The 25,198-nt window shown below is 71.8% G+C and carries 25 protein-coding genes and 1 pseudogene; 16 read left to right on the forward strand and 10 right to left on the reverse strand.

The genetic code is table 11. The annotated features are described in order from the left end of the window. Positions 1 to 41 precede the first annotated feature (41 nt). Entirely contained in the window at positions 42 to 1,325 is a 1,284-nt protein-coding gene (locus G3I54_RS13925) for an adenylosuccinate synthase (RefSeq protein WP_030082081.1), read from the forward strand. A gap of 96 nt (positions 1,326 to 1,421) precedes the next feature. Here G3I54_RS13925 and G3I54_RS39990 read toward each other — a convergent pair whose 3' ends face one another. Next, positions 1,422 to 3,587 carry a serine/threonine-protein kinase gene (locus tag G3I54_RS39990; RefSeq protein ID WP_164614538.1) on the reverse strand — a complete coding sequence of 722 codons (2,166 nt, stop codon included), beginning with the start codon at positions 3,585 to 3,587 and terminating at the stop codon, positions 1,422 to 1,424. A 463-nt stretch (positions 3,588 to 4,050) separates the two neighbouring features. Here G3I54_RS39990 and G3I54_RS13935 point away from each other — a divergent pair, with 463 nt between their 5' ends. The 3 genes from G3I54_RS13935 to G3I54_RS13945 all read left to right on the forward strand — a co-directional run bounded on the left by G3I54_RS13935 (position 4,051) and on the right by G3I54_RS13945 (position 6,851). Continuing rightward, positions 4,051 to 4,938 (forward strand): glycoside hydrolase family 19 protein, encoded by an 888-nt coding sequence (locus tag G3I54_RS13935; RefSeq protein WP_164614540.1) that lies wholly within the window; start codon positions 4,051 to 4,053, stop codon positions 4,936 to 4,938. Between the two features lie 186 nt (positions 4,939 to 5,124). Beyond that, a complete protein-coding gene (locus G3I54_RS13940; RefSeq protein ID WP_164614543.1) occupies positions 5,125 to 5,787 on the forward strand; it encodes an RNA polymerase sigma factor in 663 nt (220 codons plus the stop codon). Beyond that, the gene (locus G3I54_RS13945) at positions 5,784 to 6,851 is read left to right on the forward strand and encodes a CU044_5270 family protein (RefSeq protein ID WP_164614545.1); all 1,068 of its coding nucleotides are present in this window, start codon (positions 5,784 to 5,786) and stop codon (positions 6,849 to 6,851) included. The genes G3I54_RS13940 and G3I54_RS13945 overlap by 4 nt, the downstream gene beginning before the upstream one ends. A gap of 84 nt (positions 6,852 to 6,935) precedes the next feature. On the opposite strand, the gene dnaN is transcribed toward G3I54_RS13945, so the two are convergent. Further along, positions 6,936 to 8,078 carry a DNA polymerase III subunit beta gene (gene dnaN / locus G3I54_RS13950; RefSeq protein WP_164614547.1) on the reverse strand — a complete coding sequence of 381 codons (1,143 nt, stop codon included), beginning with the start codon at positions 8,076 to 8,078 and terminating at the stop codon, positions 6,936 to 6,938. 380 nt (positions 8,079 to 8,458) lie between these two features. Here dnaN and G3I54_RS13955 point away from each other — a divergent pair, with 380 nt between their 5' ends. The 3 genes from G3I54_RS13955 (at position 8,459) to G3I54_RS13965 (ending at position 11,402) form a co-directional block, all read left to right on the forward strand. Beyond that, the gene (locus tag G3I54_RS13955; RefSeq protein WP_164614668.1) at positions 8,459 to 9,934 is read left to right on the forward strand and encodes a helix-turn-helix domain-containing protein; all 1,476 of its coding nucleotides are present in this window, start codon (positions 8,459 to 8,461) and stop codon (positions 9,932 to 9,934) included. Between the two features lie 505 nt (positions 9,935 to 10,439). Then, positions 10,440 to 11,204 carry a hypothetical protein gene (locus G3I54_RS13960; RefSeq protein WP_164614549.1) on the forward strand — a complete coding sequence of 255 codons (765 nt, stop codon included), beginning with the start codon at positions 10,440 to 10,442 and terminating at the stop codon, positions 11,202 to 11,204. 42 nt (positions 11,205 to 11,246) lie between these two features. Beyond that, positions 11,247 to 11,402 (forward strand): hypothetical protein, encoded by a 156-nt coding sequence (locus G3I54_RS13965; protein ID WP_164614559.1) that lies wholly within the window; start codon positions 11,247 to 11,249, stop codon positions 11,400 to 11,402. On the opposite strand, the gene G3I54_RS13970 is transcribed toward G3I54_RS13965, so the two are convergent. Then, on the reverse strand, positions 11,353 to 11,757 hold the full coding sequence (locus G3I54_RS13970) for an FG-GAP repeat protein (protein ID WP_343240333.1): 405 nt from the start codon (positions 11,755 to 11,757) through the stop codon (positions 11,353 to 11,355). The genes G3I54_RS13965 and G3I54_RS13970 overlap by 50 nt on opposite strands. Positions 11,758 to 11,889: 132 nt before the next feature. Here G3I54_RS13970 and G3I54_RS13975 point away from each other — a divergent pair, with 132 nt between their 5' ends. Next, a complete protein-coding gene (locus tag G3I54_RS13975; protein ID WP_164614561.1) occupies positions 11,890 to 12,546 on the forward strand; it encodes a hypothetical protein in 657 nt (218 codons plus the stop codon). Between the two features lie 18 nt (positions 12,547 to 12,564). Here the strand turns inward: G3I54_RS13975 and G3I54_RS13980 are convergent, their stop codons facing one another. Continuing rightward, the gene (locus G3I54_RS13980) at positions 12,565 to 13,218 is read right to left on the reverse strand and encodes a TetR/AcrR family transcriptional regulator (RefSeq protein ID WP_164614563.1); all 654 of its coding nucleotides are present in this window, start codon (positions 13,216 to 13,218) and stop codon (positions 12,565 to 12,567) included. Between the two features lie 175 nt (positions 13,219 to 13,393). On the opposite strand from G3I54_RS13980, the gene G3I54_RS13985 reads away from it, so the two are divergent. Beyond that, complete coding sequence (locus G3I54_RS13985; RefSeq protein WP_164614566.1) at positions 13,394 to 15,886, forward strand: NACHT domain-containing protein; 2,493 nt, start codon at positions 13,394 to 13,396, stop codon at positions 15,884 to 15,886. On the opposite strand, the gene G3I54_RS13990 is transcribed toward G3I54_RS13985, so the two are convergent. Next, the gene (locus G3I54_RS13990; RefSeq protein WP_164614672.1) at positions 15,870 to 16,052 is read right to left on the reverse strand and encodes a DUF397 domain-containing protein; all 183 of its coding nucleotides are present in this window, start codon (positions 16,050 to 16,052) and stop codon (positions 15,870 to 15,872) included. The genes G3I54_RS13985 and G3I54_RS13990 overlap by 17 nt on opposite strands. Next, positions 16,004 to 16,405 (reverse strand): annotated as a pseudogene (locus G3I54_RS39470) (Scr1 family TA system antitoxin-like transcriptional regulator); the annotation flags it as partial. The pseudogene G3I54_RS39470 and the gene G3I54_RS13990, both read right to left, overlap by 49 nt. Positions 16,406 to 16,421: 16 nt before the next feature. Here G3I54_RS39470 and G3I54_RS39475 point away from each other — a divergent pair. From G3I54_RS39475 to G3I54_RS14000, 3 genes are all read left to right on the forward strand, one after another. Further along, complete coding sequence (locus G3I54_RS39475) at positions 16,422 to 16,766, forward strand: hypothetical protein (protein WP_239144365.1); 345 nt, start codon at positions 16,422 to 16,424, stop codon at positions 16,764 to 16,766. A 164-nt stretch (positions 16,767 to 16,930) separates the two neighbouring features. Continuing rightward, complete coding sequence (locus tag G3I54_RS13995) at positions 16,931 to 17,251, forward strand: multidrug efflux SMR transporter (RefSeq protein ID WP_164614568.1); 321 nt, start codon at positions 16,931 to 16,933, stop codon at positions 17,249 to 17,251. Positions 17,252 to 17,325: 74 nt separating this feature from the next. Beyond that, positions 17,326 to 17,775, forward strand: coding sequence for a multidrug efflux SMR transporter (locus G3I54_RS14000; protein ID WP_164614570.1), 450 nt, complete (start codon positions 17,326 to 17,328; stop codon positions 17,773 to 17,775). A 304-nt stretch (positions 17,776 to 18,079) separates the two neighbouring features. On the opposite strand, the gene G3I54_RS14005 is transcribed toward G3I54_RS14000, so the two are convergent. The 4 genes from G3I54_RS14005 to G3I54_RS14020 form a co-directional block, all read right to left on the reverse strand. Further along, positions 18,080 to 19,090, reverse strand: a complete 1,011-nt coding sequence (locus tag G3I54_RS14005; protein WP_164614572.1) for a MarR family transcriptional regulator — start codon at positions 19,088 to 19,090, stop codon at positions 18,080 to 18,082. A gap of 375 nt (positions 19,091 to 19,465) precedes the next feature. Then, on the reverse strand, positions 19,466 to 19,912 hold the full coding sequence (locus G3I54_RS14010; RefSeq protein ID WP_164614574.1) for a MarR family transcriptional regulator: 447 nt from the start codon (positions 19,910 to 19,912) through the stop codon (positions 19,466 to 19,468). A gap of 298 nt (positions 19,913 to 20,210) precedes the next feature. Next, entirely contained in the window at positions 20,211 to 20,759 is a 549-nt protein-coding gene (locus G3I54_RS14015) for a TetR family transcriptional regulator (protein WP_164614576.1), read from the reverse strand. 100 nt (positions 20,760 to 20,859) lie between these two features. After that, positions 20,860 to 21,798: a helix-turn-helix domain-containing protein gene (locus tag G3I54_RS14020; protein ID WP_164614578.1), complete on the reverse strand. Its 939-nt coding sequence runs from the start codon at positions 21,796 to 21,798 to the stop codon at positions 20,860 to 20,862. Positions 21,799 to 22,120: 322 nt separating this feature from the next. Here G3I54_RS14020 and G3I54_RS14025 point away from each other — a divergent pair, with 322 nt between their 5' ends. From G3I54_RS14025 to G3I54_RS14040, 4 genes are all read left to right on the forward strand, one after another. After that, complete coding sequence (locus G3I54_RS14025; protein WP_164614580.1) at positions 22,121 to 22,912, forward strand: DJ-1/PfpI family protein; 792 nt, start codon at positions 22,121 to 22,123, stop codon at positions 22,910 to 22,912. Positions 22,913 to 22,962: 50 nt separating this feature from the next. Next, on the forward strand, positions 22,963 to 23,328 hold the full coding sequence (locus G3I54_RS14030) for a hypothetical protein (protein ID WP_164614582.1): 366 nt from the start codon (positions 22,963 to 22,965) through the stop codon (positions 23,326 to 23,328). Continuing rightward, on the forward strand, positions 23,325 to 23,855 hold the full coding sequence (locus tag G3I54_RS14035; protein ID WP_164614584.1) for a DUF2269 family protein: 531 nt from the start codon (positions 23,325 to 23,327) through the stop codon (positions 23,853 to 23,855). The genes G3I54_RS14030 and G3I54_RS14035 overlap by 4 nt, the downstream gene beginning before the upstream one ends. 91 nt (positions 23,856 to 23,946) lie before the next feature. Next, positions 23,947 to 25,188 (forward strand): MFS transporter, encoded by a 1,242-nt coding sequence (locus tag G3I54_RS14040; protein ID WP_164614586.1) that lies wholly within the window; start codon positions 23,947 to 23,949, stop codon positions 25,186 to 25,188. Positions 25,189 to 25,198: the final 10 nt, after the last annotated feature.

Below are 25,198 nucleotides of genomic sequence, written 5' to 3' on the forward strand. Positions count from 1 at the left end.
CCTGACCTTGGACATGCCCCGCCCGGAAGGGGTGTACGCCTGTGCCCGCACTTGTGCTGCTCGGTGCTCAGTGGGGTGACGAGGGCAAGGGGAAGGCCACCGACCTCCTCGGTGGATCCGTGGACTATGTCGTGCGATACCAAGGCGGTAACAACGCCGGTCACACGGTCGTCGTAGGCGACCAGAAGTACGCACTGCATCTCCTCCCCTCCGGAATCCTGTCGCCGGGTTGTACCCCGGTCATCGGGAACGGTGTCGTGGTCGACCCGGCGGTCCTGCTCTCCGAGCTGAGCGGTCTGAACGAGCGAGGCGTCGACACGTCCAAGCTTCTGATCAGCGGCAACGCTCATTTGATCACTCCGTACAACGTCACGCTCGACAAGGTGACCGAGCGCTTCCTGGGGAAGCGCAAGATCGGCACGACGGGCCGGGGCATCGGTCCGACGTACGCCGACAAGATCAACCGGGTGGGGATCCGCGTCCAGGACCTCTACGACGAGTCGATCCTGGAGCAGAAGGTGGAGGCGGCCCTGGAGCAGAAGAACCAGCTCCTGGCCAAGGTCTTCAACCGTCGGGCCATCGAGGCCGGCAAGGTCGTCGAGGACATGCTCCAGTACGCGGAGCAGATCAAGCCGTTCGTCGCCGACACGACCCTGATCCTGAACGATGCCATCGACGAGGGCAAGGTCGTCCTCTTCGAGGGCGGCCAGGGCACCCTGCTCGACGTCGACCACGGCACGTACCCCTTCGTCACCTCGTCGAACCCGACGGCGGGCGGCGCCTGCACCGGCGCCGGTGTCGGCCCGACGAAGATCAGCCGCGTCATCGGCATCCTCAAGGCCTATACGACGCGGGTCGGCGCCGGTCCGTTCCCGACCGAGCTGCACGACGAGGACGGCGAGGCGCTGCGGCGCATCGGCGGCGAGCGCGGTGTGACCACCGGCCGTGACCGCCGCTGCGGCTGGTTCGACGCCCCGATCGCGCGGTACGCGACCCGGGTCAACGGCCTGACCGACTTCTTCCTCACCAAGCTGGACGTCCTCACCGGCTGGGAGCAGATCCCGGTCTGCGTGGCGTACGAGATCGACGGCAAGCGCGTCGAGGAACTCCCGTACAACCAGACCGACTTCCACCACGCGAAGCCGATCTACGAGAATCTCCCGGGCTGGTCCGAGGACATCACCAAGGCCAAGACCTTCTCCGACCTGCCGAAGAACGCGCAGGGTTACGTGAAGGCCCTGGAGGAGATGTCGGGCGCACCGATCTCCGCGATCGGCGTCGGCCCCGGCCGGACCGAGACCATCGAGATCAACTCGTTCCTGTAGGCGGTGCTTTGCAGGCAGTGCTTGTCCGTGGGGCCCGGGATCACTCCGATCCCGGGCCCCACGGCTTTTCCCGCGAACTGTGGGCGCGCGCCCGCCTCAGCCCACCCGGCGGTACGTGACGGGATCGGCCGACTCGCCCAGCCAGGTGAGCGAGAGGCCGTCCGCCCCCTTCATCCGCACCACGCGGGTTCCGCTGTCGTCGCATTTGTCTTCGGGCTCGGCGGCCGTCACCGTCTGGGGGCCCAGCCGGAGTCCGTTGCTGTCGGCGTCGACGAGGACGCTCTTCCACTCGCAGTGGTACGAAGGTCCGTCGCCGGTGTACCGGGCGACCACCTCGCCGTAGGGCGCCTGGCTCAGCTTCAGCGTGGTCTTCGTTCCCGCGTTGTTCCCCTCGTCTTCGGCGGACGGCACGAGTTCCCAGGTGCCGAGGAACTGGGTGGGGACGGGGGAGCCGGATTCGGTGACCTTGCGCAGGGTCGCGGTCTCGTCGCCGTCGCTGCTGGTCCAGATGAGCGTGCCGTCCGCTCCGGCGCGCAGGGTCTGCCTGCCGCCGTCCTCGCATTTGCCCTCGGGGATGCTGGTCACCGCACGCGAGTTCAGCACCATCAGGTTGTCGAACGAGATGAGTTCGGCCGCTCCGGTGCACAGGCCGTCGTCGAACGAGTTGAATGTCGTGGCGACGTCGGCCCCGACGGGTCCCTGGGTGATCGTGATCCGCCGGAGCGCCACCTCCTCCCCGTCCCGCTTGGTGACGCCCTGCCAGATGCCCAGGTACTCGTCGGCGATCACGCCTTCGACGGCCGCGGACGCGGAGGCGTTCGGGCTCGCGGCCGTGGGCTCGTCCTTGGATGCCGAAGGGGTGGGGGGCGAGGAGGGGGACGGGGATCCGGCTCCCTTGGCCGAGCCGGAGGCTTTTCCGTCGTTCCCCTTGGCGTTCGTCTTGACGAGGTACGTGGCGCCGCCCGCGACCAGCGCGACAGCCGCGACGGCCGACACGATGACCAGTGCCGTACGCCGCCTGTTCCGACGGGACGCGGGCCGGCTCGATGAGGCCGGGTGGGGCGTGGCCGGGTCGGCCGACGCCGGCAGGCCGGGGAACGGGGTGGGTGCTCCGAACACACCGAGCGGGGAGGGGGCCGGCGCGGGGCCGGGCAGCGGATCAGGGGTGGTCGGCGGCTGTGCGGGCGGCGGCAGCGGTGGCGCGGACGGAGGAGGCGTCGCGGGGAGTGGTGTGGGCGCTGCGGCGGGCGGCAGGACCGGGGGTGCCGGGGCTTCGGATGCCGGGCGGTTCACCGGCGGCGGGGGAGTGGCGGGAGGCGGGGACGACGGAGGGTGCGGAAGACGGGTGCGGGGCGCCTCCGAGTCGAGCAACTCCGCTGCCTTTCGGCCGAGTTCCGCGACCAGGGGGGAGGGCAGCCAGGGTTCTCCGTCCGCTCCGGAGATCGCGTCGGCGGTACGGGAGGCCACGTCCGCAGGGGTGGGCCGGTCCGCGGGGTCCTTGGCCAGGCAGTCGCGGACCAGGTCACAGAGCGCGTCGGGGAGCCCTTCGAGATCGGGATCCTCCTGGGCGATACGGAACATCACCGCGTGCATGCCGCTGTGCGAAGTGCCGAACGGTTGACGCCGGGTGGCGGCGAACATCAGCACCGATCCGAGCGAGAACACATCGCTGACCGGCGTCAGCGCCTCGCCGCGCACCTGCTCGGGGGACATGTAGCCGGGGGAGCCGATGACCGCGCCGGTGCGGGTCAGCTTTCCGTCGGCGGTCACCGCGTCGAGCGCGCGGGCGATCCCGAAGTCGATGACCCGGGGCCCGTCGATGGTCACCAGGATGTTCGCCGGCTTGAGATCGCGGTGGATCAGACCGGCCTCGTGCACCGCGCCGAGGGCCTGGGCGAGCCGATTGGCCAGGATCAGCACGGACCGTTCCGGCAGCGGGTCCGGGCGGTCGGCGATCACCGAGTGCAGCGTCGGGCCGGGCACGTATCCCGTGGCAACCCAGGGTGTCGCGGCGTCGGTGTCCGCGTCCAGAACCGGGGCGGTCCAGGCTCCTCCGACACGGCGGGCGGACGCGATCTCCTGGGCGAACCGCCTGCGGAATTCGGGCTCGGCGGCGAGCTCGGACCGCACGAGCTTGACGGCGACGGTCCGGCCACCCGCGGAGCGCGCCAGATAGACCTCGCCCATGCCGCCTGCGCCGAGCCGGGCGAGAAGGCGGTACGGGCCGATGTGTGACGGGTCGTCATGTGTCAGCTGATCCACGTGGGGATCCTTGCACAGGCGGTGTCGTGCGGGCTCGCGGATATGGTCGTGCGGTGCCGTTCCGTTACGCGTGCGCGACCGGGGGGTTCTTGCCGTGATCCCCGGTGATCCCCCGTGATCCCCGGTGTGTTCCCGGCGCGGGCTCCTGGGCGCGAGGGGCCTCGGGGCGGCCGGGCGGGCCGATGGGGCCGATCCGTCCGCATGCTGGACGGGTCAAAGGTTTTACCTTCGGTTCCGTCCCGTTTCGCGAGGCGTTCCGGATGGACTCCCTCCGGAATAGGGGCTGTTGAGAGCGCTCTTGACGCGAACGCTCCGGGCGGGCCCGGCCGGGCCCGGTGCGACCTGCGCCTTTTTCGAGGATGGTCTAGACCTTGACAGGTCCAGACCATCCTCGCTTGAGTGTCGGGCACCCCCACGGCGGCGCACGGCCGGACGTCGCGCCGCGTCTAAGGAGTGTGATCACGTGATTCGACGTGTCATGGCCCTGCTGGTCGCGCTCGGCGCGATCGTCGCGGCGCTCGTCGTCCTCCCCGCCGCCACCGCGCAGGCCGCCACCTGTGCCACGGCTTGGAACTCCTCCGCGGTCTACACCGGAGGCGGCACCGCCTCCTACAACGGCCGCAACTACACCGCCAAGTGGTGGACCCAGAACGAGACGCCGGGCAGCTCCGACGTCTGGGCCGACAACGGCGCCTGCGGAACCGGCGGCGGCGAGGACCCGGGCCAGAGCAACGGGTTCGTCGTCAGCGAGGCCCAGTTCAACCAGATGTTCCCGAACCGGAACGCCTTCTACACCTACCAGGGCCTGACCGACGCCCTGAGCGCCTACCCGGCCTTCGCCAACACCGGGAGCGACGAGATCAAGAAGCGCGAGGCCGCGGCCTTCCTCGCCAACGTCAGCCACGAGACCGGCGGGCTGGTCTACATCAAGGAAGTCAACGAGGCGAACTACCCGCACTACTGCGACGCGAGCCAGCCCTACGGCTGCCCGGCCGGCCAGTCCGCGTACTACGGCAAGGGCCCCATCCAGCTGAGCTGGAACTTCAACTACAAGGCGGCCGGTGACGCGCTCGGCATCGACCTGCTGAACAACCCGTACCTGGTCGAGCAGAACGCCGCCATCGCCTGGAAGACCGGCCTCTGGTACTGGAACACCCAGACCGGCCCCGGCACGATGACCGGCCACAACGCCATCGTGAACAACGCCGGCTTCGGCGAGACGATCCGCTCCATCAACGGTGCGATCGAGTGCAACGGCGGCAACCCGGCCCAGGTCCAGAGCCGGATCGACAAGTTCACGCAGTTCACCCAGGTGCTCGGCACCACCACCGGCTCGAACCTGAGCTGCTGACCCCGGCCCGCGAGGGCCCCTGAGGTTCCCGAGGACCCCACCCGAACGGGGGGTGCGTCCGGCTCACGCCGGGCCACCCCCCGTTTCGGCGTCCACGGCCCGGTTGGCACGATCGTCGTGAGACGCCGACCCCGGGTGTGACGCGGGCCACGGGAACCGGGCGCAGGTCCCGGAGAGGTACAGGGCGTGGAAGACAACGAAGTACGGGAGCGGATCCGGGCCGGTGACCGGGAGGCCTTCGCGGACCTCTACGACCGGTACGCCCGCACCGTCCACCAGCACGCCGCCCGTCTCACCGGGGACCTCTCGGCCGCCGAGGACGTGATGTCGGAGACCTTCCTCGCCGCCTGGCGCACCCGCGGACAGGTCCGCGCCGAGGGCGGTCCGCTGGGCCCCTGGCTGCTGGGCATCGCGACCAACAAGGCGCGCAACCACCGCCGTGGGGTCGGCCGCCGGCTCGCCTTCCTGGCCCGCCAGCCGAAGCCCGAGGAGACCGCCGACTTCGCCGAGGCGTCCGCCGAGCGACTGGACCACCAGCGCGAACTCGCGGCCGTACGCGCGGTCCTCGACCGGCTCCGGGGGCCCGAGCGGGAGGTGCTCGCGCTCTATGTCTGGGCCGGGCTCGACTACGCGCAGACGGCGGACGCACTGGGCGTGCCCGTGGGCACCGTACGCTCCCGGCTCTCCCGGGCCCGGAAGCGGCTGCGCGCGCTGACGGGCGAACGGCTCGCGCAGGAGGCGCGGGAGGAGCGGGAAGCGCAGGAAGCGCGGGAACCCGGCCGGGGCCGCGGAGAGGTAGGAGGCAGGGCGGCGTTCGTCGCCCTGCCGAGCGAGAGGGGATCGCGATGACGGGTACCGACAACGGCCGCGAAGCGTACGCGGCCGAGCGCGCCGAACTGGCGCGGCTGCTGCCGCCCGCCCCCGGGACCGACCTTCCGCCGGGCCGTCACGAGCACCACAGGGAACGCCTGATGAACCTGATCGACGACGACACCGCCCGCGCCCAGGGCCGTACCGGGGCCGACGCCCCGGACCGCGCCCGCGAGCGAGCCGACCGCCCCGCCCGCCCGCGTCTGCTGCGACCCTCCTTCCTGGCGCCCGCCACCGCGCTGGCCGTGGCCGGGGCGCTGGTCCTGGGCTACGCCGCGCAGAACGGCGGCCCGGCGGGCACGGGCTCCACGGGGGACACCCGGTCGGTGTCCCAGGTGCTCCTGCGCATCTCGGACGCGGCGGGGAAGAGCGACGCCCTGCCGATCCGCGACGACCAGTTCCTCTACACACGCGGCACGGGCCGGGACGTCGACCTGACGAGCGGAAAGGCGGTGGTCGGCCCGCTGGAGGAGTCGGAGTCCTGGTACTCGCAGAAGCCCGGCCCGCAGAAGAAGCTCGGTCTGATCCGCCAGGGCGGGGCCACCTTGCCCATCAACGCCGAGCTGGGCGACAGCGAGGGCACCCGGCCGGGCCTGCACCGGCCCACCTACCGCTGGCTGGCCACGCTGCCGACCGATCCGCGGCAACTGCTGGACTATTTCGACGAGATCACCCCGAAGTTCGAGGGAGAGGACCGCGACCAGGCCCTCTTCGAGTCGATCGGGGGCCTGGTCGGCCACGCGCTCCTCCCGCCCGACACCGCCGCCGGGCTCTTCGAGGCCGTCGCCCTCATCCCCGGCGTCACCAAGACTCCCGACGCGGTGGACGCCATGGGCCGCAAGGGCGTGGGCATCGCCCGCGGCGACGAGCGTTCCGGCGTGCGCACCGAGTGGGTCTTCGACCCGGAGGACCTGTCCTACCTGGGCTGGAGCAGCCATCTGACGCGGGACACGGAGTACGGCAAGAAGGGCGATTTCATGGGTGACAGCGCGGTGATCGAGACAGCGGTGGTCGACAAGGCGGGTGTCCGGCCGCAGAGCTGAGCCCCGCGCGCGGGAACGGACGGCGAGGGGACGGACGGCGGCGGGCCCGGTCACACCACGGGCCCGCTGACGCCACGGACCCCGTCACACCAACTGCGGCCGCACCGACATGAGCAGATGCCGGTGCGTGCCCGGGCCCGCCCCGTCCGTCGGCGTCCCGTCCGTGATCAGCGCGCGCTGGCCGGCCCCCAGCAGCAGGAGCCGCAGCGATGGATCCGTGAACGAGGCCAGGGCGTCCGCCAGATAGCCGGGGTTGAAGGCCACCGTCAGCTCCTCGGCCCCCTCCAGGGTGGCCGGCAGCCGCTGGGAGGCCACATCGTCCTCGTAACCCGCCCGGAGCAGGACCGAGGCGTCGGCGCGGGAGAAGGTCATCTGCACCGGGCTGTCCCCGTCGGCGACGACGGAGACTCGCTTGACCGCCTCCGTCAGCCGGGCCCGGTCCACCACCGCCACGGCCGGGTCCTCCAGCGCGAACAGCTTCTCGTGGCGCGGCAGTCGGCCATCCAGGAGTCGCACGGTGGTCCGCATCCCGGCGTGCTCGAAGCCCGCCGAACCGGCGTCCAGGGCGACGCTCACCAGCCCGGACCGGCCCAGCGAGCGGGCGATCTCGGTGAGGCGGCGGGCGGAGACGATGACGTCGGCGCTCTCGCCGGGGGCGGTCGCCTTCCACGGGAGGGTGCGTACGGCGAAGCGGTAGCGGTCGGTCGCGGCGAGCGTCATCGTGTCGCCGTCGAGCCCCAGCCGGATTCCGGTGAGCGCGGGCAGTGTGTCGTCGCGCCCCGCGGCCACCGCCACATCGGCCACGGCCGACGCGAACAGCTCCGTGTCCACCGCGCCCCGGACCTGCGGCAGCGCGGGCAGTGCCGGGTAGTCGTCCAGCGGCAGCACGGAGAGGCCGAACCGGGCGCCGTCGCCCGACACCGTGAACCGCGAGCCCTCCACCGCGCACTCCACGGGGCCGTCGGGCAGCACCTTGCAGATGTCCAGCAGCCGCCGCCCCATGACGAGCACCCGGCCGGGCCGCACGACCTCGGCGTCCACGTCGATGCGCGCGGACGCCTCGTAGTCGAGCCCGGAGATCCGCAGCCGTCCGCCCTCGCCCCCGGCCTCGCCCTCCGTGTCCAGCAGCAGGCCGCCCAGCACCGGGACCGGTGACCGTACGGGCAGGACGCGGGCCGCCCAGGCCACGGCCTCGGTCAGGGCACCGCGTTCGATACGGAACTCCATGGGGCGCCTTTCCTCGGACGTCGAGAGCCGGAAGCCGGACGGTGGAAACCGACTCCTGCGTACGACGGTAGGAGGCACCACTGACAATCGGGCCCGGGCAGCGCGCTGGGTGGAACCGGCGACAGCGACCACCCCCGTGAGCCGCTGCCGCCGAGCCCCCGAGTGTCCCGGCTTCCCCCGTCTCCCCCGACGTGCCGGACCACGTTCGGACGATAGAACGGCGGGTAGGGAGACCGGGAGATTCAATACGCCCAGTGGGGCGGCCACGGGGGTATCGGTCCGCACAGTCGGGCCGGGTGGTCCACCCGTACCGCGGCTGTGCCCCGGGCAGGAACGGGGGACGGATGCGAGCACGGGAGCGTGCGGACGATCTTCTGCGGATGCACCGGCTGGCCCGCTCCGGCGGAACGGCCGAGCTGTTGCGCTGGCTCGCCGGGCGGGCCGAGGGCTGGGCCGGGCTCGTCGGGCCGGACGGCACGGTGCTGCACGCGGCGGCCCGTACGGAGCGGGCGGTGGTGCCCGATGTCGCGGGGCTCGTCGCCGAGGGCGCGAACGCCCTCACGGAGCGCGGGGCCCGGGCGTACTCCCTCGACACCGGTGCGCACACCGCCCTGTTGTTCCCCCTGAGCGCCGCCGACCCCGCCGCCCCCGTGCTCGTCGTCGTCGCCCCCCGGCCGGTGGCCGCCGGGCTCGCCACGCTGCTGGCCGACGTGGTCCTGCCACTGTCCCTGTGCCTCCAGGCCGAGACGCTGGAGCGCAAGCGCCGCCGGGTGGACCTCGCCGAGTCCCGGGGCCGCGAGGCGGTGCTGCATCTGCTGATGACGGGGCAGCTCTCCATCGCCCAGCAGGTCGCCGGTGCGCTGCGGCCCCGGCTTCCCGATCCGGTACGGGTGTGTGTCGTGGAGTGCTCCGGCGACGGGCGCGACGAGGTGGCCCGGGTCTGCGCGGAAGCGGACGGCGGCCGGTCCTGGATCGTGCGGTGCCCCGTCTACGCCCGCCATCTCATCCTGGTCATGCCCGCGGAGGAGAAGGCGCCGGAGCCGGGGGCCGTACCGACCGACGAGACGGTCGCCGCCCGGGTGGGCGACTGCGTGGTGGGCGTCAGCGAACCCGTGCCGCTGGCCGACACCGCGACCGGCTACCGCCAGGCCTTCCACGCCCTGGCCGTCGCCCACGAACTGCCGTCCCGTCACGCCCGGTTCGGAGTCTCGCCGGACCCCGCGCTCGTCGTCGGACCGGCCGGCCGCCGGTGGGCGGACGAGCTGCTGAACCCGCTCCTGACCCATGTCCCGCGCCGTACGCAGGACCCCGGGAGCCAGGAGCTGCTGGCCACGGCGGCCTCCTGGCTGGCGTTCTCGTCGCACGCGACCGACCACCTCAAGGTCCACCGCAACACCCTCGCAGCCCGGCTGCGGCTCATCGGCGAGCTGCTCGGCCTCGACCTGCACCGGCTGGCCGACCAGGCGGCGCTCGACCTGGCGCTGCGCGTCCGCGCCACCCCCGCCCCGGCGTGCACCCCCGAGCCCGCGCGGTCCGGATCGCCGGCTTCCGGTACGTCGAAGGCGGCGGGCGGTCTCGACGAGATCCTGGTCCGCCCCGCCGTACGCGACTGGGCGGACCGGCAACTGGCCCCCGTCATCGGCGCCGAGGAGACCCTGCGCACCTGGGTGCGGTGCGAGGGCCGCCTCGGACCGGCCGCCGCCGAGCTGGGCATCTCCGTGCCCGGCGCCCGCAAGCGCCTCACCCGCCTCGAAACGGCGCTCAAGCGCTCGCTGCTGCGGCCTCCGAGCGCCCGCTACGACCTGTGGCTGGCGCTGAGGGCGAAGGATCTCACTTCGAAGGATCTCACTTCGTGAGAAGGGGCCGAGGAAACAGGATCGAAGTGGCCCAGGTCACAGAGGGAGGGGGTGGGTGCGTCACGTCGTGTCCATCGGCCGGAAAGCCGCCGCCAAGATCACCTCATCCGGCGGTTTTGGGTGATGTAAGTATCGGCCGATGCTACTGCGGGTGACACGTTAAATGCCGATTGCCGTCGGCCGGCGGTCCATTGCCGGTCAAGTCCTGTGCAAGAGCCCTCCCTTACCTCTTCCGTGTTCGTCCTCAATACCGTTACGGTGCTGGGGACCACAGCACGGCGAGATGTAAATACGGGGATAACTCGGGGGATTGGCTGCGCGCGTGACGTGTCGGACGGCGCGTTCACGACCGGCCGTCGCGCAGCGATGAGTTCTGTCGACGCGTCATCAGCACGTCCATACCTTCCAGTTCTACCCATAGGCATTCTCTGCCGGGCGCAGAAAAATAGCCCCGCGGTGGTAGGACACCACGGGGCTGTTACTCACTCCCTTGGAAGGGGCAGATGTGAGCATTCGCAGTATGGCGCGGTCCCGCGGCACGGGCAAGGTCGTGACGGTGGCGGTCGCGGTCGCCTCGGTCGTCGGCATGATGGCAACGTTGTCTCCGGCGTCCGCCGCCGATGAGCCGAAGGCCGGGATCGAGAAGCCGACAGCCTCGGAGTACGTCGCCTGGCTCGGTCAGCAGGACGACGCCGACGCCGACAGGACCGCCGAGCAGTTCGAGGCGCTCTCGTCCGACGAGCAGGCGAAGTTCCTGAACTACATCGCCGATCCGGAGCTGGTCACGGCGCTGGCCGGGGAGAAGGGGGATCCGGGCGCCGATCCCGACACCGAGGCGCGGCGCACCGCCACCGGCGAGAGGGTCACGACGAAGCTCGCCGGAGGTGACGTCGTCATCACCAGTGAAGGCGGCGTGACCGCTCCGGCCACCCGGGGCACGGCAGGGGACTGGAGTTGCTACAACTGGGTCAACTACAAGGTCTTCGGTATCGAGATCGCCAAGCACACGCTGAAGCAGTGGTATCGCTCGACGACGACGAAGGTCGACAAGGTCTACTCGGCCTCGGCCACGCACAAGAACCTCAATCCGGGGGTCCAGGTCTCCAACCAGCCGGAGGACCAGTGGATTTCCGCAGCCGGTAACGCCCTGGCGTACGCGGTGTGGAACATCGACTTCGTCTACAGTGGCAGCGCGATCCACAGTGACAAGCGCCAGCACATCCGCTGCGACGAGACCGGCTACAGGTTCGGATATTTCAAGAACGCCTGATCGGCTCGCATGTCCGAAGAGCCGACGTAGGAGGGAAATCGGATGGCAGAGCGCTTGAGGCAGCGACAGCACGTCATGCGGACGCTATTCGCTCGACCACTGTTCCTGACCATCGTGGTGGTGATCGGTCTCATCGTCGCGGCAGGCATCATCGGAATGATCTTCTACGCCAATTTCGACGTGGAAATCGGCAAGTGAGCTGACGCCTTTGCGGATGGCCGGCGAGTGTCGAGCCATCCGCAAAGGCGTACTCGCCGCGCAGGAGCAGCCAGTCGTTCTTCCGCAGCCCGAGAGAGCCCGGGCCGAAAGAGGCCGACGACGTGTAGAGGGGCTGCCCGGAGGTACCGCCGGGCAGGGCCCACACCGCGCCCTGGCCGTTCGCCTGCGCCGCCCCCACCACGAGGTCGGGCCGCCCGTCCTTGTTCAGGTCCGCGACCGCGACCGACGCCCCGAACGCATCGCCTTCCTCGGCCGCTCCGGGGGCGTCCGCCGAGTTCTGCGTGATCACGGCCCGCTTGGCGGCGGAGACGCCCTTGGCCGACCCGTGGAGCACGACGATCGCCCCGGCGGCGCCGCCGTCACGCGGGGGACTCTGATCACCGTACGTTACTAGTACAGTGTGTTAGTTTGGGTCGGGAGGTTGAAGTAGCACACCGTATTGGTCGCTGCCAGGGAGGGCGTCACCATGGGGCTGAGCTGGAACGACCGACGACTTGAGCGCCGGGTGAAGCCGGGCGACGGGAAGCCGCTGAAGCCCTTCCGCTGGTGGCAGATGACCCGGCGCTCGCTCCTCTCCATCGCGCTGCCGGAGGACGGCGGCTTCTCCGTGACGTACACCGTGGAGGTCAAGCACGGCGGCGACCCCGAGACGGGCGTGGTCCGGGCCCGGCTGTACCGCGACGGGTTCTGCGAGGCCGAGTCCAAGCTCCCGGCGCGCTTCCCCGTCCCCGGCGGGAACATCGAGGTCCGCAGGAGCGAAGTGGGCATGCGCCGCTGCCACTTCGTCGCGGACGACGGCAGGGAGACGCGTCTCGTCCCCGACCCCCGCTCGGCGGAGGGGCGACGCATGAACTTCGCCCGTCAGCACCCGGGTGCCAGCGTGCTCATCGGGGCCGTGTCGGTGGTGCTCCTGCTCATCGGCGTCGGCCTCAATCTGCTCCAGGCCGCGCAGCCGATCTCTGAAATCCCGGCCATCGCCGAGTCGTTGGGCACCTTCGAGTCGCCGTTGCGGCTGCCGATATGGCTGAACGTCACGCTCGGCGTCGGCGCGGCGCTCGGTGCGACCGAGCGGGCCATGCGGATGCGCTACCACTGGCTCCTGGACGGCGGAGCCGGCACCTGACGCACGCAGAGGACCGGCTCAGACCCGGTTGTCCAGCACGAGGTCGACACCCGTGCGGAGCATGTCCAGCTCAGTGGCGATGTACGAGTCCTCGCTCGGCAGCACCTGCTCGATCGATACGCCGTTGGCCAGGGTCAACAGGAACCGCGCGCGCCGTGCCGTGTCTCCGGCGGGCAGCGCCCCTTCCTCGACCAGCACGTTCAGGCACTCCTCGACCCGGCGGGTCACCTCGCGCTGCATCGCCTGGTACTCCGCCCGCATCGCCTGGGTGGGCTCCGACGCGATGTACCGCTCGTGCACGGTCAGCCACGCCTCACGCGCGTCCCGGGCGCTGTCCGGCGGTACGAGGAGGCCCTGTACGCAGCCGAGCAGGCGGTCACGCGGAGAGATGGACGTGTCCCGGAAGCCGGCCTCGGGCAGGACGAGGTCGAAGACGACCTTCAACATGGCGTCCATGAGCGCGCGTTGCGTGGGGAAGTGGTGCCGCAGGGACCCCGTGCTCACCCGCGCCCGCTCGGCCACGGCGCGCACGCTCAGCGCCGAGCCCGCGCCCTCACCGAGCATGGTCGAGGCGGCCCACAGAATCCGGTCCCGGCTCTTGAGCCCCTCGGGCGGCGTCGGGTGCGCCGGTTCGGGTTCCGGTTCCGCGTCACCAGCACGCTGTACTGCCATGACGCCGACGCTAACACGCCCGCCACCAGCGAATACGGCAGGACGGCAGGTCAGCAGGACCGCAGGACCGCAGGACCGCAGGACGGCGGGACCGCCGCCGTCCGTGAGCTGCGGAGACGTCGGCCCTGGCCCGAACCCCCGCTTCCCGCAAGCGCGTTCGGGGAAGATCGCCCCCATGGAAGCGAAACGGGAGCAGCGCATCCACACGGTGCTGCGGTATCTGAACCCCCTGCTGGCCGTGGTCACGGTGGGCAGCCTGCTGTGGACGGTGCGGACGCTGGGCAAGGGCGGGCTGGAGCCGGGTGACACGGCCGGGGTCGTGGCGGTGCCGCTGGCCGCGCTCGCCGCCTGGCTTGGCACCGTGGCGATCCTCCGGCGCCGCCCGGAGACGGAGGTGACGGCGTCCCGGCTGGCCGGTCTCGTGCAGGGTGCGGAGAGGGCGGCGCTGGCCCGGCTCCTGGGCTTCGGCGCTCCCCTGATCGACCTCCGCTTCCGGGCACCGGACACCCCCGACGGGGAGCACCCGCGGACCGGGGCCGTCGACCACGTCCGCGCTCTGCACCCCCGGCGCGTCGTCATCACCGGGGAGTCCGGCGCCGGGAAGAGCGTGCTGGCGGGCCAGGTGATTCTGGCGCTGCTGGAAACCCGCCAGGCGGGCGCACCCGTCCCCGTACGGATCGCCGCCACGGCCTGGGAGCCTGGGCGGCCCTTCGACGTCTGGTTCGCCGAGCAGATATCCCGTCGGTACGCGCTGAGCGCGGCAGAGGCCCGCGTACTCGTCACCGGCCACCACGTGATGCCCGTCATCGACGGCGTGGACGAGATGGGCGCCACCCACGCGGCGGCCCTGCTCGACCAACTCAGCAGCGACCGAAGGAACATGGACCAGCGCCCGGTCATCCTCACCTGCCGCACCGGCCCGTACGAGCGGCTGCGCGAGGAGCACCCGGTGACCAACGCCCACCACATCACCGTCGAACCCCTCGACGGCGCCCAGTCCGCCGCCTTCCTGGCCGGCCACCCCCGGGTCGCACCCAACGCCCAACGCTGGGCCCCTGTCCTGGCCGACCTCCGTGCCGCCCCCGAGGGCCCGCTCGCCCAGGCCCTCGACTCCCCCTGGCGCCTCACCCTCGCCGCGACGGCCTATGCGCGCGACCCGGCCGACCTGGTCGCGCGGGCGGCCTCCGGCGACCTCCACGAGCACCTGCTCGCCCGCTACATCCCGGCCACCGTCCGGCTGCACTTCGCCGAGGAGGACGAGCGGGGGTACGCGGAGGAGGATGTGGCGCGCTGGCTCAGCGAACTGGCCTGGCATGTGGGCCTGCGCGGCGCGGAGTCGGTGGAGACGGCACGCGCGGCCCGGCTGCTGCGCGATCAGATGGAGAACCACCACCGGGCGAGACGGGCCCTCGTCGAGACCGAGGAGTGGGCCCGGTACGCGCTCGCGGCCCACGACGGCACCGGCCCCGACCCCGACAGCCTGCGGGAGACGGCGGACCGGGCGGCGGCGGAGGTGCGCGCACTCGACACCCAGAACCTGCGCGAGGTGCGGGATTTGCGGCGGATCGTGCGCTCGGACGAGTACGCCGTCGGCTCCATCGTCCCCGGTCGGCTCTGGACCATGGCCGCGCCCCGCCGCATCCGCGTGATGGACGCGCTGATCTGCGGCTCCTTCCCCCCAGTGGGCTGGGCCGTCGTCTGGATGGTGTGGGACGTACGGCTGCCCGAGCCGACCCCGTGGTGGGGTTACGCGCTGCCCTGGGCCGGCGGGGTGCTCGGCGGTCTCGCCGGCTGGCTTGCGTACCGGCAGAGGCCCCTGGAGGCGCCAGGGGTCGGCCTGCCGAGCCTACGGCGCGGGCGGGAACGCCGACGGCTGACCGGTCTGGCCCTGCGGGCGCTGCTGCGGGTCGTGGCGGTACCGGGCCTGTTCGCCGCGGTCAACGCCGCCGCCTCCGCGCTCGACGCCTCGGACCTGGCCGCCTCGATCGCGGGCGGGGCGGTGGGCGCGGCCGCCTTCGCCCTGCTGCCCCCGTGGCGCCCCCTCTTGGCGCTGCCGCCCCTTCCGCGGACGATGGCACTGCTCGCGGCCGTGTTCTGCGTGTTCGTCGGCGGGGCGACGGGAACCTTCGCGGCGGCGATGGACGTAGCGATCATCGCGATCATGACGGACATGGGTGCACTGTCCCTCATACCCTCCATCGCCTGGTTCGTCTTCCACTGGGCCTGGGGCGCGGAGCCCGACCCGTGGGAGACACGACGGCGCACCCCGCAGGGAGGCATCCTCGCCGAGGTGATCCGCGCCACGGCCGCGGCGGCATTGTTCGCGGTGGCTCTGTGCTGGTCTCTCTTTCTCCTGCCGGGAGCCGTTCCCTTCCTCGACGTGACGCCGACCGTACTCGTCACGACGGGCGCGGCCGTCTTCGTCCCGACAGCCGTGCTGCGGATGCCCACCCCGCGCCGCTACCTGCACGCGCTCCTTCTCCTGCAACCCCTCCTGCCGTTCCGGCTGGGCCGCTTCCTGAAGTGGGCGTACGGGGCGGGGCTGCTGCGGACGGAGGGCCCGGCGTACCAGTTCCGCCACCGCGAGCTGTACGAGTGGCTGATCCTGTCGTACTACGAGCGCGGCCCCGAGGCGGTCCCGCGCGGCTACGTCACTCCGCCCAGGTGACGAACGCCGACCAGGCGTCGGGCGCGACGGCGAAGGCGGGCCCGACGGTGACCTTGGAGTCACGGACGTGGACGGAGTGGGGGCAGGCGGCGACCTCGACGCAGTTGCCCGCGTTGTCCGGAGCTGGACCAGTTCTTCCACGCGCTGGTCGGGGAGCGGTGGGAATGAGCCCCCGACGAGCGGCCGCGCGTACGCCTCCGTCTGGAACGACCCGTGGACGACGACGTTCGCGGCGAACAACTGGAGGCTGATGGCGGCCTCTTCCAGCAGTGCGTAGTCCTTGAACCGCTCGGGAAGCCGCTCCATTCGCATGTACTTCCGTGCCGTCTCGAAGATGGGAGTGCCGTTCCCCAGGACCCTGTTCAGTTCGACCAGCATGGCGTCGCTGGCGGGCTGCGCGCAGGTCTCCATCGCGCTGATCGCCGCCGCCGAGTAGCCGATCTCCTTGCCTTCCTGCTCCTGGGTCCACCCGCGCTGGATGCGTAGCGTCCGGGCCGTCCCGGCCACCATCCGGGCCATCGGGCTCGCCGTTTCCTTGTTCTCAGCACCCGCCGTTGCGCGATCTCTATTCGACTCGACCGAACTCAACCGGTCACTACTCGATGCCCTCGGCGGCGAACCGGGGCCCGTCGTCAGCGAGTCGAACGGCCGGCGCGGGGTGTACTTCCTCGTGGCGCCCGGGTCGACGGCGGGGAGGCTGTGGCCGCGTGAGGTGACGACGTTCAACTCGGCGACCGCCAGGATCAGTTACGTACCGGTACCGGTACGGGCGTTCGGGGGCGACACGTGGCCGCTGATGTGGCGGTACCCGCCCACGCGTGCGGGGCGGTTCGTGCACACCTTGATCTTGTTCAACGCGGCGTATGCGTCACTGAGTTGAGCATCCGGGGGTGTCGTCAGGGCGTGGGGCCGTGATTGACAGTCCTTACTTGCACATGCAAGAGTCTGCGACGTGAGGGCGGCGCACCGATGCGAATCAGTGCCGGCACTCAATTGCATGTACGAGCAAGCATTAGTCAAGCGCACTCCATGGAAGGACCCCCCATGCACTGGCTCTACCTCGCCATCGCCGTCGCCTTCGAAATCCTGGTCGCCATCGCCGCCGGAAAGGCCGAGGGCTTCAAGAACCGCAAGTGGACGTCCATCACCCTGGCCAGCGGGGCGGCCGCGACCTTCTTCCTCAGCAAGGCGCTGCTGACCTTCGACGTCGGCGTCGGCTACGCGCTGTGGACGTCGGTCGCGGGCGTCGGCATCACCGTGCTCGGTGCGCTGTTCTTCGGCCAGCGCCTGAATCTGCACAAGGCGATCGGCATCGTCCTCGTCATCGGTGGGGTCGTGGGCCTGCAGCTGAGCGGTTCCGCCTGATCCGCACAGCGCGTCCCACACAGAGCACCCCGAGCACAGCACCTGACGACTTCCCCGAGAGAGGCTCACCTCCCATGCCGACCAACGCTGCCCAGAACTCCACCGTCGCCGCCGCCAAGAACTCCTCCACCAACGCCTGGCTCTCGCTCCTGCTCGCCGGTGTCTTCGAGATCGGGTACGCCCTCGCCGTCGGCGGCAGCGAAGGCTTCACCGTCCTGACCTGGTCCCTGGTCGCCGTGGTCTTCTTCCTGCTGACGCTCTACACGCTGAGCCTGGCCCTCCGCACGATCGACGTGAGCATCGGTTACGCGGTCTGGGCGGGTATCGGTGCCGTGGGCGCCGCCGTTCTCGGCCCGCTCTTCTTCGACGAGACCCTCACCGTGGCGAAGGGCGTCTGGCTGGCCGTCATCATCGTCGGCGTCATCTGGCTGAAGCTCGCCGACCGCACGAAGCCGGCCGAGGCGGAGGCTCCGGCGCAGGCCCCCGAGCGCATCGCGGGACCGGCCGACGCGGTCCGGGCCTGACGCCGCTGGACTGCTCCCGCACGGCACGGCCGCACCCGGGGCTGCTCACCTGCTCGGCTCATCTCCGACAGGCGAGCGCCCCGGGGGCGGCCGACGTGACGGGGGCACGCCCCTGCCCCGTCGGTGTGCCCGGCATCCCGCACAGGAAGCTCTACCGCGAGCACTGCCGAGACCCCGCCCGGCAGCACCCCCGCGCGCGGGTTCCTCGGAAGTGAAGCTGGCTTCCGTCCCGTTGGGGTCGGCGTGTTGGTCTAGCTGGGGGTGGCAAGCCGGGCAACGGCGGGTTGTGCAGCCATGGTTGGGATCAGACAGGTTTGAGCAGGTCGCGGAGGTTGGCCATGTGGGCCTTGACGGCGGCGATTTCGGTGGGGTCGAGTGAGGGTTGGCCGCCTGCGGAGTGGGCGGCGCGGCAGGGGCGGCAGAGGCCGTCGGGGAGGGCTTCCAGCTGGCCGGGGCGGCCGCAGTCGGTGCATTCCATCAGGATGCGAAGGGCTGGGGTGCCGGTGCTGGGGGAGGGGTTCGGGGTGGTGGGCAGCTGGGGTGGGATTTTGTCCGTGAGGCGGCGGCGGACGAAGCGGGGTGGGCAGTCGACCTGGGCGGGGAGTCCTGCGGTGAGGGCGGCGATCAGGTAGTCGGTGGTCACCCCTCGGGCGAGCCATTCCGCGGCCTGCGCCTCCAAGGCGGCGCAGTCGTCGGCGGACAGCGTCAGCCGGATGTCCCTGCGGCCGAGTTCGGCCAGGGCGAGGTAGGCGGGGGAGGGGGCCGCCCCACCTGTCGGAGTCGTCGCCGGTGCCGGTGCCGGTGCCGGGCTCGTGGGCTCGGGTGCGGTGCGCTGCTGCGGTACGGCGGCGGGGGCCGGGGCGGGTGATGCCGAGGCGGCCAAGGGCTTCGCAGGGGCCGCGGTTCGAGAGGCGTCCTCGGTGGCGAGGTAGGTGTTCCACCACTCGTTGTCGCGGGCGGTGCGGGACCAGAACGTGCGGAAGGCCCAGCGTGCCTTGCCGCCTGCGCCGACGGCGCACCGTACGCGTCGCAGATGCCCCGCGACGGAGAGGGCGTTGAGGGCTGTGGAGATGGCCTGTTGCCCGTACAGCGGGAGCTGCTTGGCCAGTTGCTTGATGCTCATCGCGGCACCGTCAGGGAGGTGGTCGATGAATCCGGCAACGTACCGTTCGCGCGTCGGCAGCAGGGCGAAGTCGTCGCGCGTACGTGGTTGTTGGCCGGGCGCGGAGCGTTTGCCGTAGCCGGGGTTGGCCATCGGGTACGCGGCGGGGACTGCGGGGGCGGGCAGGGCGGAGCTAAAGTGCGGAGTAGCCATGGGATCGGCTTTCTAGGTGATCGATCTCGCGGTTAGACCCCGGCCTGGTGCTGTAACACCTCGTCGGGGTCGCTTAGTTCTCGCACCGTAAGCGGCCGTCACGCTCCGCCGCAAGCTGTCACGATTAGTCATACTGGCTGGCCGTGACGGGGTAGGGAGGTGGGGGTGGTTTTCCCAACCCCCCTCTTTTCCCTCCCGGTTAAAGAAGGAGCTCGCGCCCCGGGGCTCGCATCCCGACACCCGGATCCCGGCATCCGAGCTTCGGGCCCGGGGCCCACGCACGTATCCCCGCAAGAGTGAACGCAGTGCTTCGGCGCTCACGTCCTGAGTGCCGAGCTTCGGGCGTCGGGCGTCGGGGTGGACGGTTCGATCGCGTCAGGCAGCGCCGCGCAGTGCCTGCACCGCGCGGGCGAGCTGGTCGTCGGTGCTCGCGGTGTCGAGGGCCGAGCCGAGGACGTCGGCGTAGGTGGACCGGGCGTCCTGGTAGTGCTTGCGGCCCTCGTCGGTGATGACGGCGTACACACCGCGCTTGTCGTCGTCGCAGGTGTCCTTGTAGGCGTACCCGGCGCTCTCCAGCCGCCCCACGAGCCGGGTCACCGAGCTCTGCCCCAGGCCGATGCGGTCCGCGAGCTCCTGCATCCGGTGCTCGCCCTTCTCGGCGCGGGTGAGGACCTCCAGGGCCCGGTACTCGGACAGGCCGACGCCGAAGCGGCGTTGCAGGGCGTGTGCGAGCTGTCGCTCCACGAACGTGTGCAGACCGAGGACGGAGTCCCACATGGCCAGATCGGAGGCGGCGCGCGGCTGCTGCTGCTTGACCGTCATGGAGGGCTCCCCTTGTCGACGACGATACTCAACAAGATACATGTCCATGCAAGCATGTGGGGGTGCGTCGTCTCAGCGGACGTGCGGGGCCGCGTGGGTGCAGGGCTTGCTCGACGGTCGTCGACACGATGCCGAGGCCGTCGAGGACGTCCGGCCCAGACCCGCGGGGCCAGGTGGGCGGGGAGGCAGTGGACCGCCACCTCACCACCCGGTACCCCGGCATCGAGTTCCGGACACCGTCACCGTCGCCAGCGTGACGGGCGGGCGGAGTGCGGGAGTCGGCCCGCTAGGAGACCCGTCAGGAACGCGGCGTGGTGATCCGGGCGATCGCCTCGACCGTCAGGGCGCGGTCGTGCGGCTCGGTCTCCAGGGCGCGGTGGATGGACAGGCCCTCGATGAGCGCGTCGAGCTGGCGGGCGGTGGCCGGGTCGAAGTGCCACTCCAGGGCCCGGCGGCTGCGGCCCATCCAGGTGCGGGTGAGCTCGCGGTAGGCGGGCCGGCGGGCGGCGAGGGTGTAGAGCTCGTGGGTGAGGATCAGCTCGCGCTGGTTGCCGCCGGAGAGGTGGTGGACAAGGTCGGCGACGGCCTCGCGCGCCTCGTCGGGGGTGCTCGCCGCGCCCAGGCGCTCCTCGAAGACGGCGACGATCGTGCCGGAGAAGCGGGTGAACGCCTCGTGCAGCAGCTCGTCCATGCCGGAGAAGTGGTACGTCATCGAACCGAGCGGCACGCCCGCGCGGGCGGCGACCTTGCGGTGCGAGACGCCCGCGACGCCCTCGTCGACGATGAGGTCCAGCGCCGCGTCGATGATGCGGTCCCGCCGCTCGGGGTCGGTGCGCCCTGTCGCCACGCGGCGCTCCTCTCCTCGGTCTTTTCCCCGGTGTCTCCCCGGCCGGCTCGGCCCTCCTCGCAGCATAGGGCTCGGGGGTCGCGGTGGCCGGGGGCGCGGGTCAGCCGAAGGTGCGGCGGTAGGCCCGGGGGCTGACGCCGGTGGTCTTGCGGAACCGGTCGCGGAAGGCGGTGGGCGAGCCGAATCCGACCTGGGCGCCGATCCGTTCGACGGAGTGGTCGGTGGTCTCCAGCAGATGCTGGGCCTGCCGGACGCGCGCCCGGTGCAGCCACTGGAGCGGGGTGGTGCCGGTCTGCTCACGGAAGCGGCGCATCAGGGTCCGGGTGCTGGTGCTGGCCCGGGCCGCGATGTCGGCGAGGGTGAGCTCGGCGGCGAGGTTGTCCTGGAGCCAGGACAGGAGCGGCTCCAGGGCGTGGCCCTGCGGGGCGGGTGCGTAGTCGTGGACGATGAACTGCGCCTGCCCGCCCTCGCGTTCCAGCGGCATCACGGACAGCCGGGCCGCGTCGGCGGCGACGGCCGAACCGTAGTCGCGGCGGATCATGTGCAGGCACAGGTCCAGCCCGGCGGCGGCCCCGGCCGAGGTGAGGATGCGGCCGTTGTCGACGTACAGGACGTCCGGGTCGACCTCGATGTCCGGGTGGGTGGCGGCCAGCAGATCGGCGGCGATCCAGTGGGTGGTGGCGCGCAGCCCGTCGAGGAGGCCGGTGGCGGCCAGCGGGAAGGTGCCGGAACAGATGGAGGCGATACGCGTGCCCGCCCGGGCGGCGGTCCGCAGCGCGTCGCGGACGGCGGGGGAGATCGGGGCGGTCGGGGCGGCGGTGCCGGGCACGATGACCGTGTCGGCGCCGGCGAGCCCGTCGAGCCCCCAGGGCGCCCGCAGGGTGAAGGCGCCCGCGTCGATCTCGGGCTGCTCGGCGCAGACGCGGATCTGGTAGCCGGGCCGGCCGTCCGGGAGGCGGGTGCGGGTGAAGACCTCGATCGGCGTGGACAGGTCGAAGGGGATCACCTGGTCCAGGGCGAGGACGGCGACGGTGTGCATGGCGAGAAGATACCGCGCCGCTGAGCGCAGAGGGATGCCTCGGCCGCCTGCGTATCCGCTCTGAGCAGCGAAAATGAACCCCGGAAGCGCTATGGCGATATCCCGTCGAAAGGTGTCGCTCCTGCCACTGGGAGGCGGCGCGGCGGCCGCATAGCGTCGGAACGGCCCCGGGACGTACCGGGACCGCACGCCCGGCTCGTACCCGGCTCGTACGGGGATCGCACGCCCGGCTCGTACGGGGATCGCCACGCCGCCCGGTTCCGTGCCGGGACCGCCACCCCGCCCGGCTCGTACCGGGACCGCACGCTCGGAGGAACTCGCCATGCGCGCCCAGATCGTCCTGTTCGACGGCTTCGACCCGCTCGACGTCGTCGCCCCCTTCGAGGTGCTGCACGCCGGGGGCACGGCCACCGGCGGAGCGGTGACCGTGGAGCTGGTCTCCGCCGAGGGACCGCGCGAGGTGGTCAGCGGCACCGGGGGCCTGGCGCTGCGTGCCACGGCGGCCCTCGACCCCGCACGGGCGGACGTGGTGCTGGTACCCGGCGCGTCAGGCCGGGTCGGCGACGTCGACGAGACGCCCGGAGAGACGCCCGGAGAGACGCCCGGAGAGACGTCCGTAGAGACTCCCGGCGACGGCAACGGCGACGGCAACGGCGACGGCAACGGCAACGGCGACGGCAACGGCGACGGTGGCGGTGGCGGTGGCGCGGAGGGCGACGCGACCATCCCCGCCCTGCTGGCCCGCACGCTGACGACTCGCCTGCCCGATCTGCTGCGGGCGGCGATGGCCGATCCCGCCGTGACGGTCGCGACGGTGTGCGGCGGCGCGCTCGTACCGGCCCTCGCCGGCCTGCTGGAGGGCCGCCACGCCACCACGCACCACCTCGGCCTCGACCTGCTCGACGCCACCGGCGTCCACGCGGTGCGGGCCAGGGTCGTCGACGACGGCGACCTCGTCACCGGGGCGGGCGTCACCTCCGGACTCGACCTGGCCCTGTACCTGCTGGAGCGTGAGGCCGGTCCGCGGATCGCCCACGCCGTCGAGGAGATGTTCGCCCACGAACGCCGTGGCACGGTCTGGCGCGCACAGGGCCCGGTCCCGACCGCCTTCTGACCTTCTCCCCCACTCCCTCCACTCCCCCAAATACTCAAGGAAGTACAGACATGTTGACCGAAGAGACCGTCGCGGGAACATGGGACCTGGCCATCGCCACGCCCGTCGGCCGTATCGCGGCGGTGATCGAACTCCGCTATGTCGAAGGGGTGTTGACCGGTTCGGCCCGAGGTGCGGGGGAGGAGGTGCCGCTCGACGGGCTTGTGCTCAGCGGCGACCGGCTCACCTGGAAGCAGGCCGTCACCCGGCCGATGCGCCTGAACCTGGCCTTCGATGTGACCGTCACCGGCGACACCCTCACGGGCTCCTCCCGGGCCGGGCGGCTTCCGGCCTCCCGGGTCAGCGGCCGGCGGCGTACGGCAGGCGGGGCAGGCGGGGCAGGCGGGGCGGGCGCGGGCGGTGAACTCCGGTCATGACGAAGCTCTTTCTGTCCCTGCACGTGCTGGCCGCCGTCCTGGCCGTCGGCCCGGTCACCGTGGCCGCCAGCATGTTCCCCAAGGCGCTCCGCCGTGCCCGCGAGGCGCCGGCGGACCGGGAGGCGTACGCGTCGCTGCGGCTGCTGCACCGCATCTGCCGGGTCTACGCGGTCGTCGGTGTCGCCGTACCGGTCTCCGGCTTTGTCACGGCGAGCAGCCTCGGCGTCCTCGGCAGCGCCTGGCTGATCACCTCGATGATTCTGACCGCCGCGGCCGCCGCCGTACTCGCCCTGCTGATCCTGCCCGCCCAGGACCGGGAACTGGCCGAGGTGCGGCCCCCGGGCGGGGGAGCGGAGGCGGGGACCGGGGCGGAACCGGAAGAGGAGGCACAGGCGGGGGCCGGAGTGCTCGTCACCGCACGCCGGTCGGCGGGGCGGCTGGCGATGCACACCGGCATCTTCAACCTGCTGTGGGCCACGGTCACCGTGCTGATGATCGTCCGCCCGGGGTCCACGACGGGAGCCTGAGGGAGTGTACGAACGTACGCTTCAGGCGTACGCTCGTACGCCTGAAGCTCGTCCCCTCCCGCCCCCACCCGTCTGCCGAGGCACCGCTCCGATGAAGAACCCCCTGGTCATGGACGCCGCGACCCGTCGCTGGCGCGCCGCGCTCTTCCTCTTCATGCTCGCCACCGGGGTGAGCATGGCGTCCTGGGTGGCCAGGACCCCCGCCGTACGGGACGCCCTGGACGTGTCCACGGGGTCGATGGGCCTGGTGCTGTTCGGGCTCTCGATCGGCTCGATGGCAGGCGTACTGGTCTCGGGCGGCCTCGTGCGCAAGCACGGCGGCCGGCCGGTGATCGCCCTCGGGGCAGGGCTGCTGGTGGCCGGGCTGGTGGTGATCGCCGGAGGCGCGGCGCTGGAGGTGTCGGCCGGGGTGTTCGGCGGGCTGGCGCTGTTCGGGGCGGGGATGGGCCTGGCGGAGGTGGCGTTCAACATCGAGGGCGCGGCCGTCGAACGGACCCTGGGCCGCCCGGTCCTGCCGGTGCTGCACGGCTGCTTCAGCCTGGGCACCGTGGTCGGCGCGCTGGTCGGGATGGGGCTGACGGCGGTCCGGTTCCCGGTCGGCTGGCACCTGGCGGCGGTCGCGGTCGCCGTCGCGGCGGCCGGGGTGTGGACCGTACGGGCGGTTCCGCCGGGTACGGGGCGCGAGGAGGCGAACGCGGGCGACGCCGAGGCCGACGCCGCCGACGGGCGGCGCACGGGCGGAGTGCGCGGGCAGCCGGCGGTGTGGCGGGACCGGCGGCTGGTGCTGATCGGCCTGATCGTGCTGACCATGGCCTTCGCGGAGGGCTCCGCCAACGACTGGCTGCCGCTGCTGATGGTGGACGGTCACGGGACGAGCGCGACGGCCGGTTCGCTGACGTTCATGCTGTTCGCCGTCGCGATGACGACGGGCCGGTTCGCGGGCGGGCCGCTCCTGGTGCGTTACGGGCCGGCGGCCGTGGTCCGGGCCAGCGCGCTGGTGGCGGCGGCCGGCGTGGCGCTGGTGATCTTCTCCTCCAGCGCGCTGCTCGCCGGCGCCGCGGTCGTGCTGTGGGGGCTCGGGGCCTCCCTGGGCTTCCCGGTGACCATCTCGGCGGCGGGGGAGGGGGCGAGGCCGGGTGACGCCTCGGCCCGGGTAGCGGCGGTCTCGACGGCGGGCTACGCGGCATTCCTGGTCGGCCCGCCCTCGCTGGGCTTCCTGGCCGACCATGTGGGGCTGCGGAACGCGATGCTGGTGGTGCTCGTGCTGCTGGCCGGAGCGGCGCTGATCACCCGGGCGCTGCGGTCTCCCATGCCGGAGCGGGTGGCGGCTTAGGCCGGTCCAG

Source organism: Streptomyces sp. SID14515 (assembly GCF_010548505.1).
GTDB classification, from domain to species: Bacteria; Actinomycetota; Actinomycetes; order Streptomycetales; family Streptomycetaceae; genus Streptomyces; species Streptomyces caviscabies.

Excerpts from the sequence above, each read along its gene's own strand:
- G3I54_RS13980 (WP_164614563.1), bottom strand. The coding sequence starts at position 13,218 with ATGGCAGTACAGCGTGCTGGTGACGCGGAACCGGAACCCGAACCGGCG.
- G3I54_RS14035 (WP_164614584.1), top strand. The coding sequence starts at position 23,325 with ATGACGAAGCTCTTTCTGTCCCTGCACGTGCTGGCCGCCGTCCTGGCC.
- G3I54_RS14040 (WP_164614586.1), top strand. The coding sequence starts at position 23,947 with ATGAAGAACCCCCTGGTCATGGACGCCGCGACCCGTCGCTGGCGCGCC.
- G3I54_RS13975 (WP_164614561.1), top strand. The coding sequence starts at position 11,890 with ATGGGGCTGAGCTGGAACGACCGACGACTTGAGCGCCGGGTGAAGCCG.
- G3I54_RS13955 (WP_164614668.1), top strand. The coding sequence starts at position 8,459 with ATGCACCGGCTGGCCCGCTCCGGCGGAACGGCCGAGCTGTTGCGCTGG.
- G3I54_RS14025 (WP_164614580.1), top strand. The coding sequence starts at position 22,121 with ATGCGCGCCCAGATCGTCCTGTTCGACGGCTTCGACCCGCTCGACGTC.
- G3I54_RS13945 (WP_164614545.1), top strand. The coding sequence starts at position 5,784 with ATGACGGGTACCGACAACGGCCGCGAAGCGTACGCGGCCGAGCGCGCC.
- G3I54_RS14030 (WP_164614582.1), top strand. The coding sequence starts at position 22,963 with ATGTTGACCGAAGAGACCGTCGCGGGAACATGGGACCTGGCCATCGCC.
- G3I54_RS14000 (WP_164614570.1), top strand. The coding sequence starts at position 17,326 with ATGCCGACCAACGCTGCCCAGAACTCCACCGTCGCCGCCGCCAAGAAC.
- G3I54_RS13965 (WP_164614559.1), top strand. The coding sequence starts at position 11,247 with ATGGCAGAGCGCTTGAGGCAGCGACAGCACGTCATGCGGACGCTATTC.
- dnaN (WP_164614547.1), bottom strand. The coding sequence starts at position 8,078 with ATGGAGTTCCGTATCGAACGCGGTGCCCTGACCGAGGCCGTGGCCTGG.
- G3I54_RS13995 (WP_164614568.1), top strand. The coding sequence starts at position 16,931 with ATGCACTGGCTCTACCTCGCCATCGCCGTCGCCTTCGAAATCCTGGTC.
- G3I54_RS13985 (WP_164614566.1), top strand. The coding sequence starts at position 13,394 with ATGGAAGCGAAACGGGAGCAGCGCATCCACACGGTGCTGCGGTATCTG.
- G3I54_RS14005 (WP_164614572.1), bottom strand. The coding sequence starts at position 19,090 with ATGGCTACTCCGCACTTTAGCTCCGCCCTGCCCGCCCCCGCAGTCCCC.
- G3I54_RS14010 (WP_164614574.1), bottom strand. The coding sequence starts at position 19,912 with ATGACGGTCAAGCAGCAGCAGCCGCGCGCCGCCTCCGATCTGGCCATG.
- G3I54_RS14020 (WP_164614578.1), bottom strand. The coding sequence starts at position 21,798 with ATGCACACCGTCGCCGTCCTCGCCCTGGACCAGGTGATCCCCTTCGAC.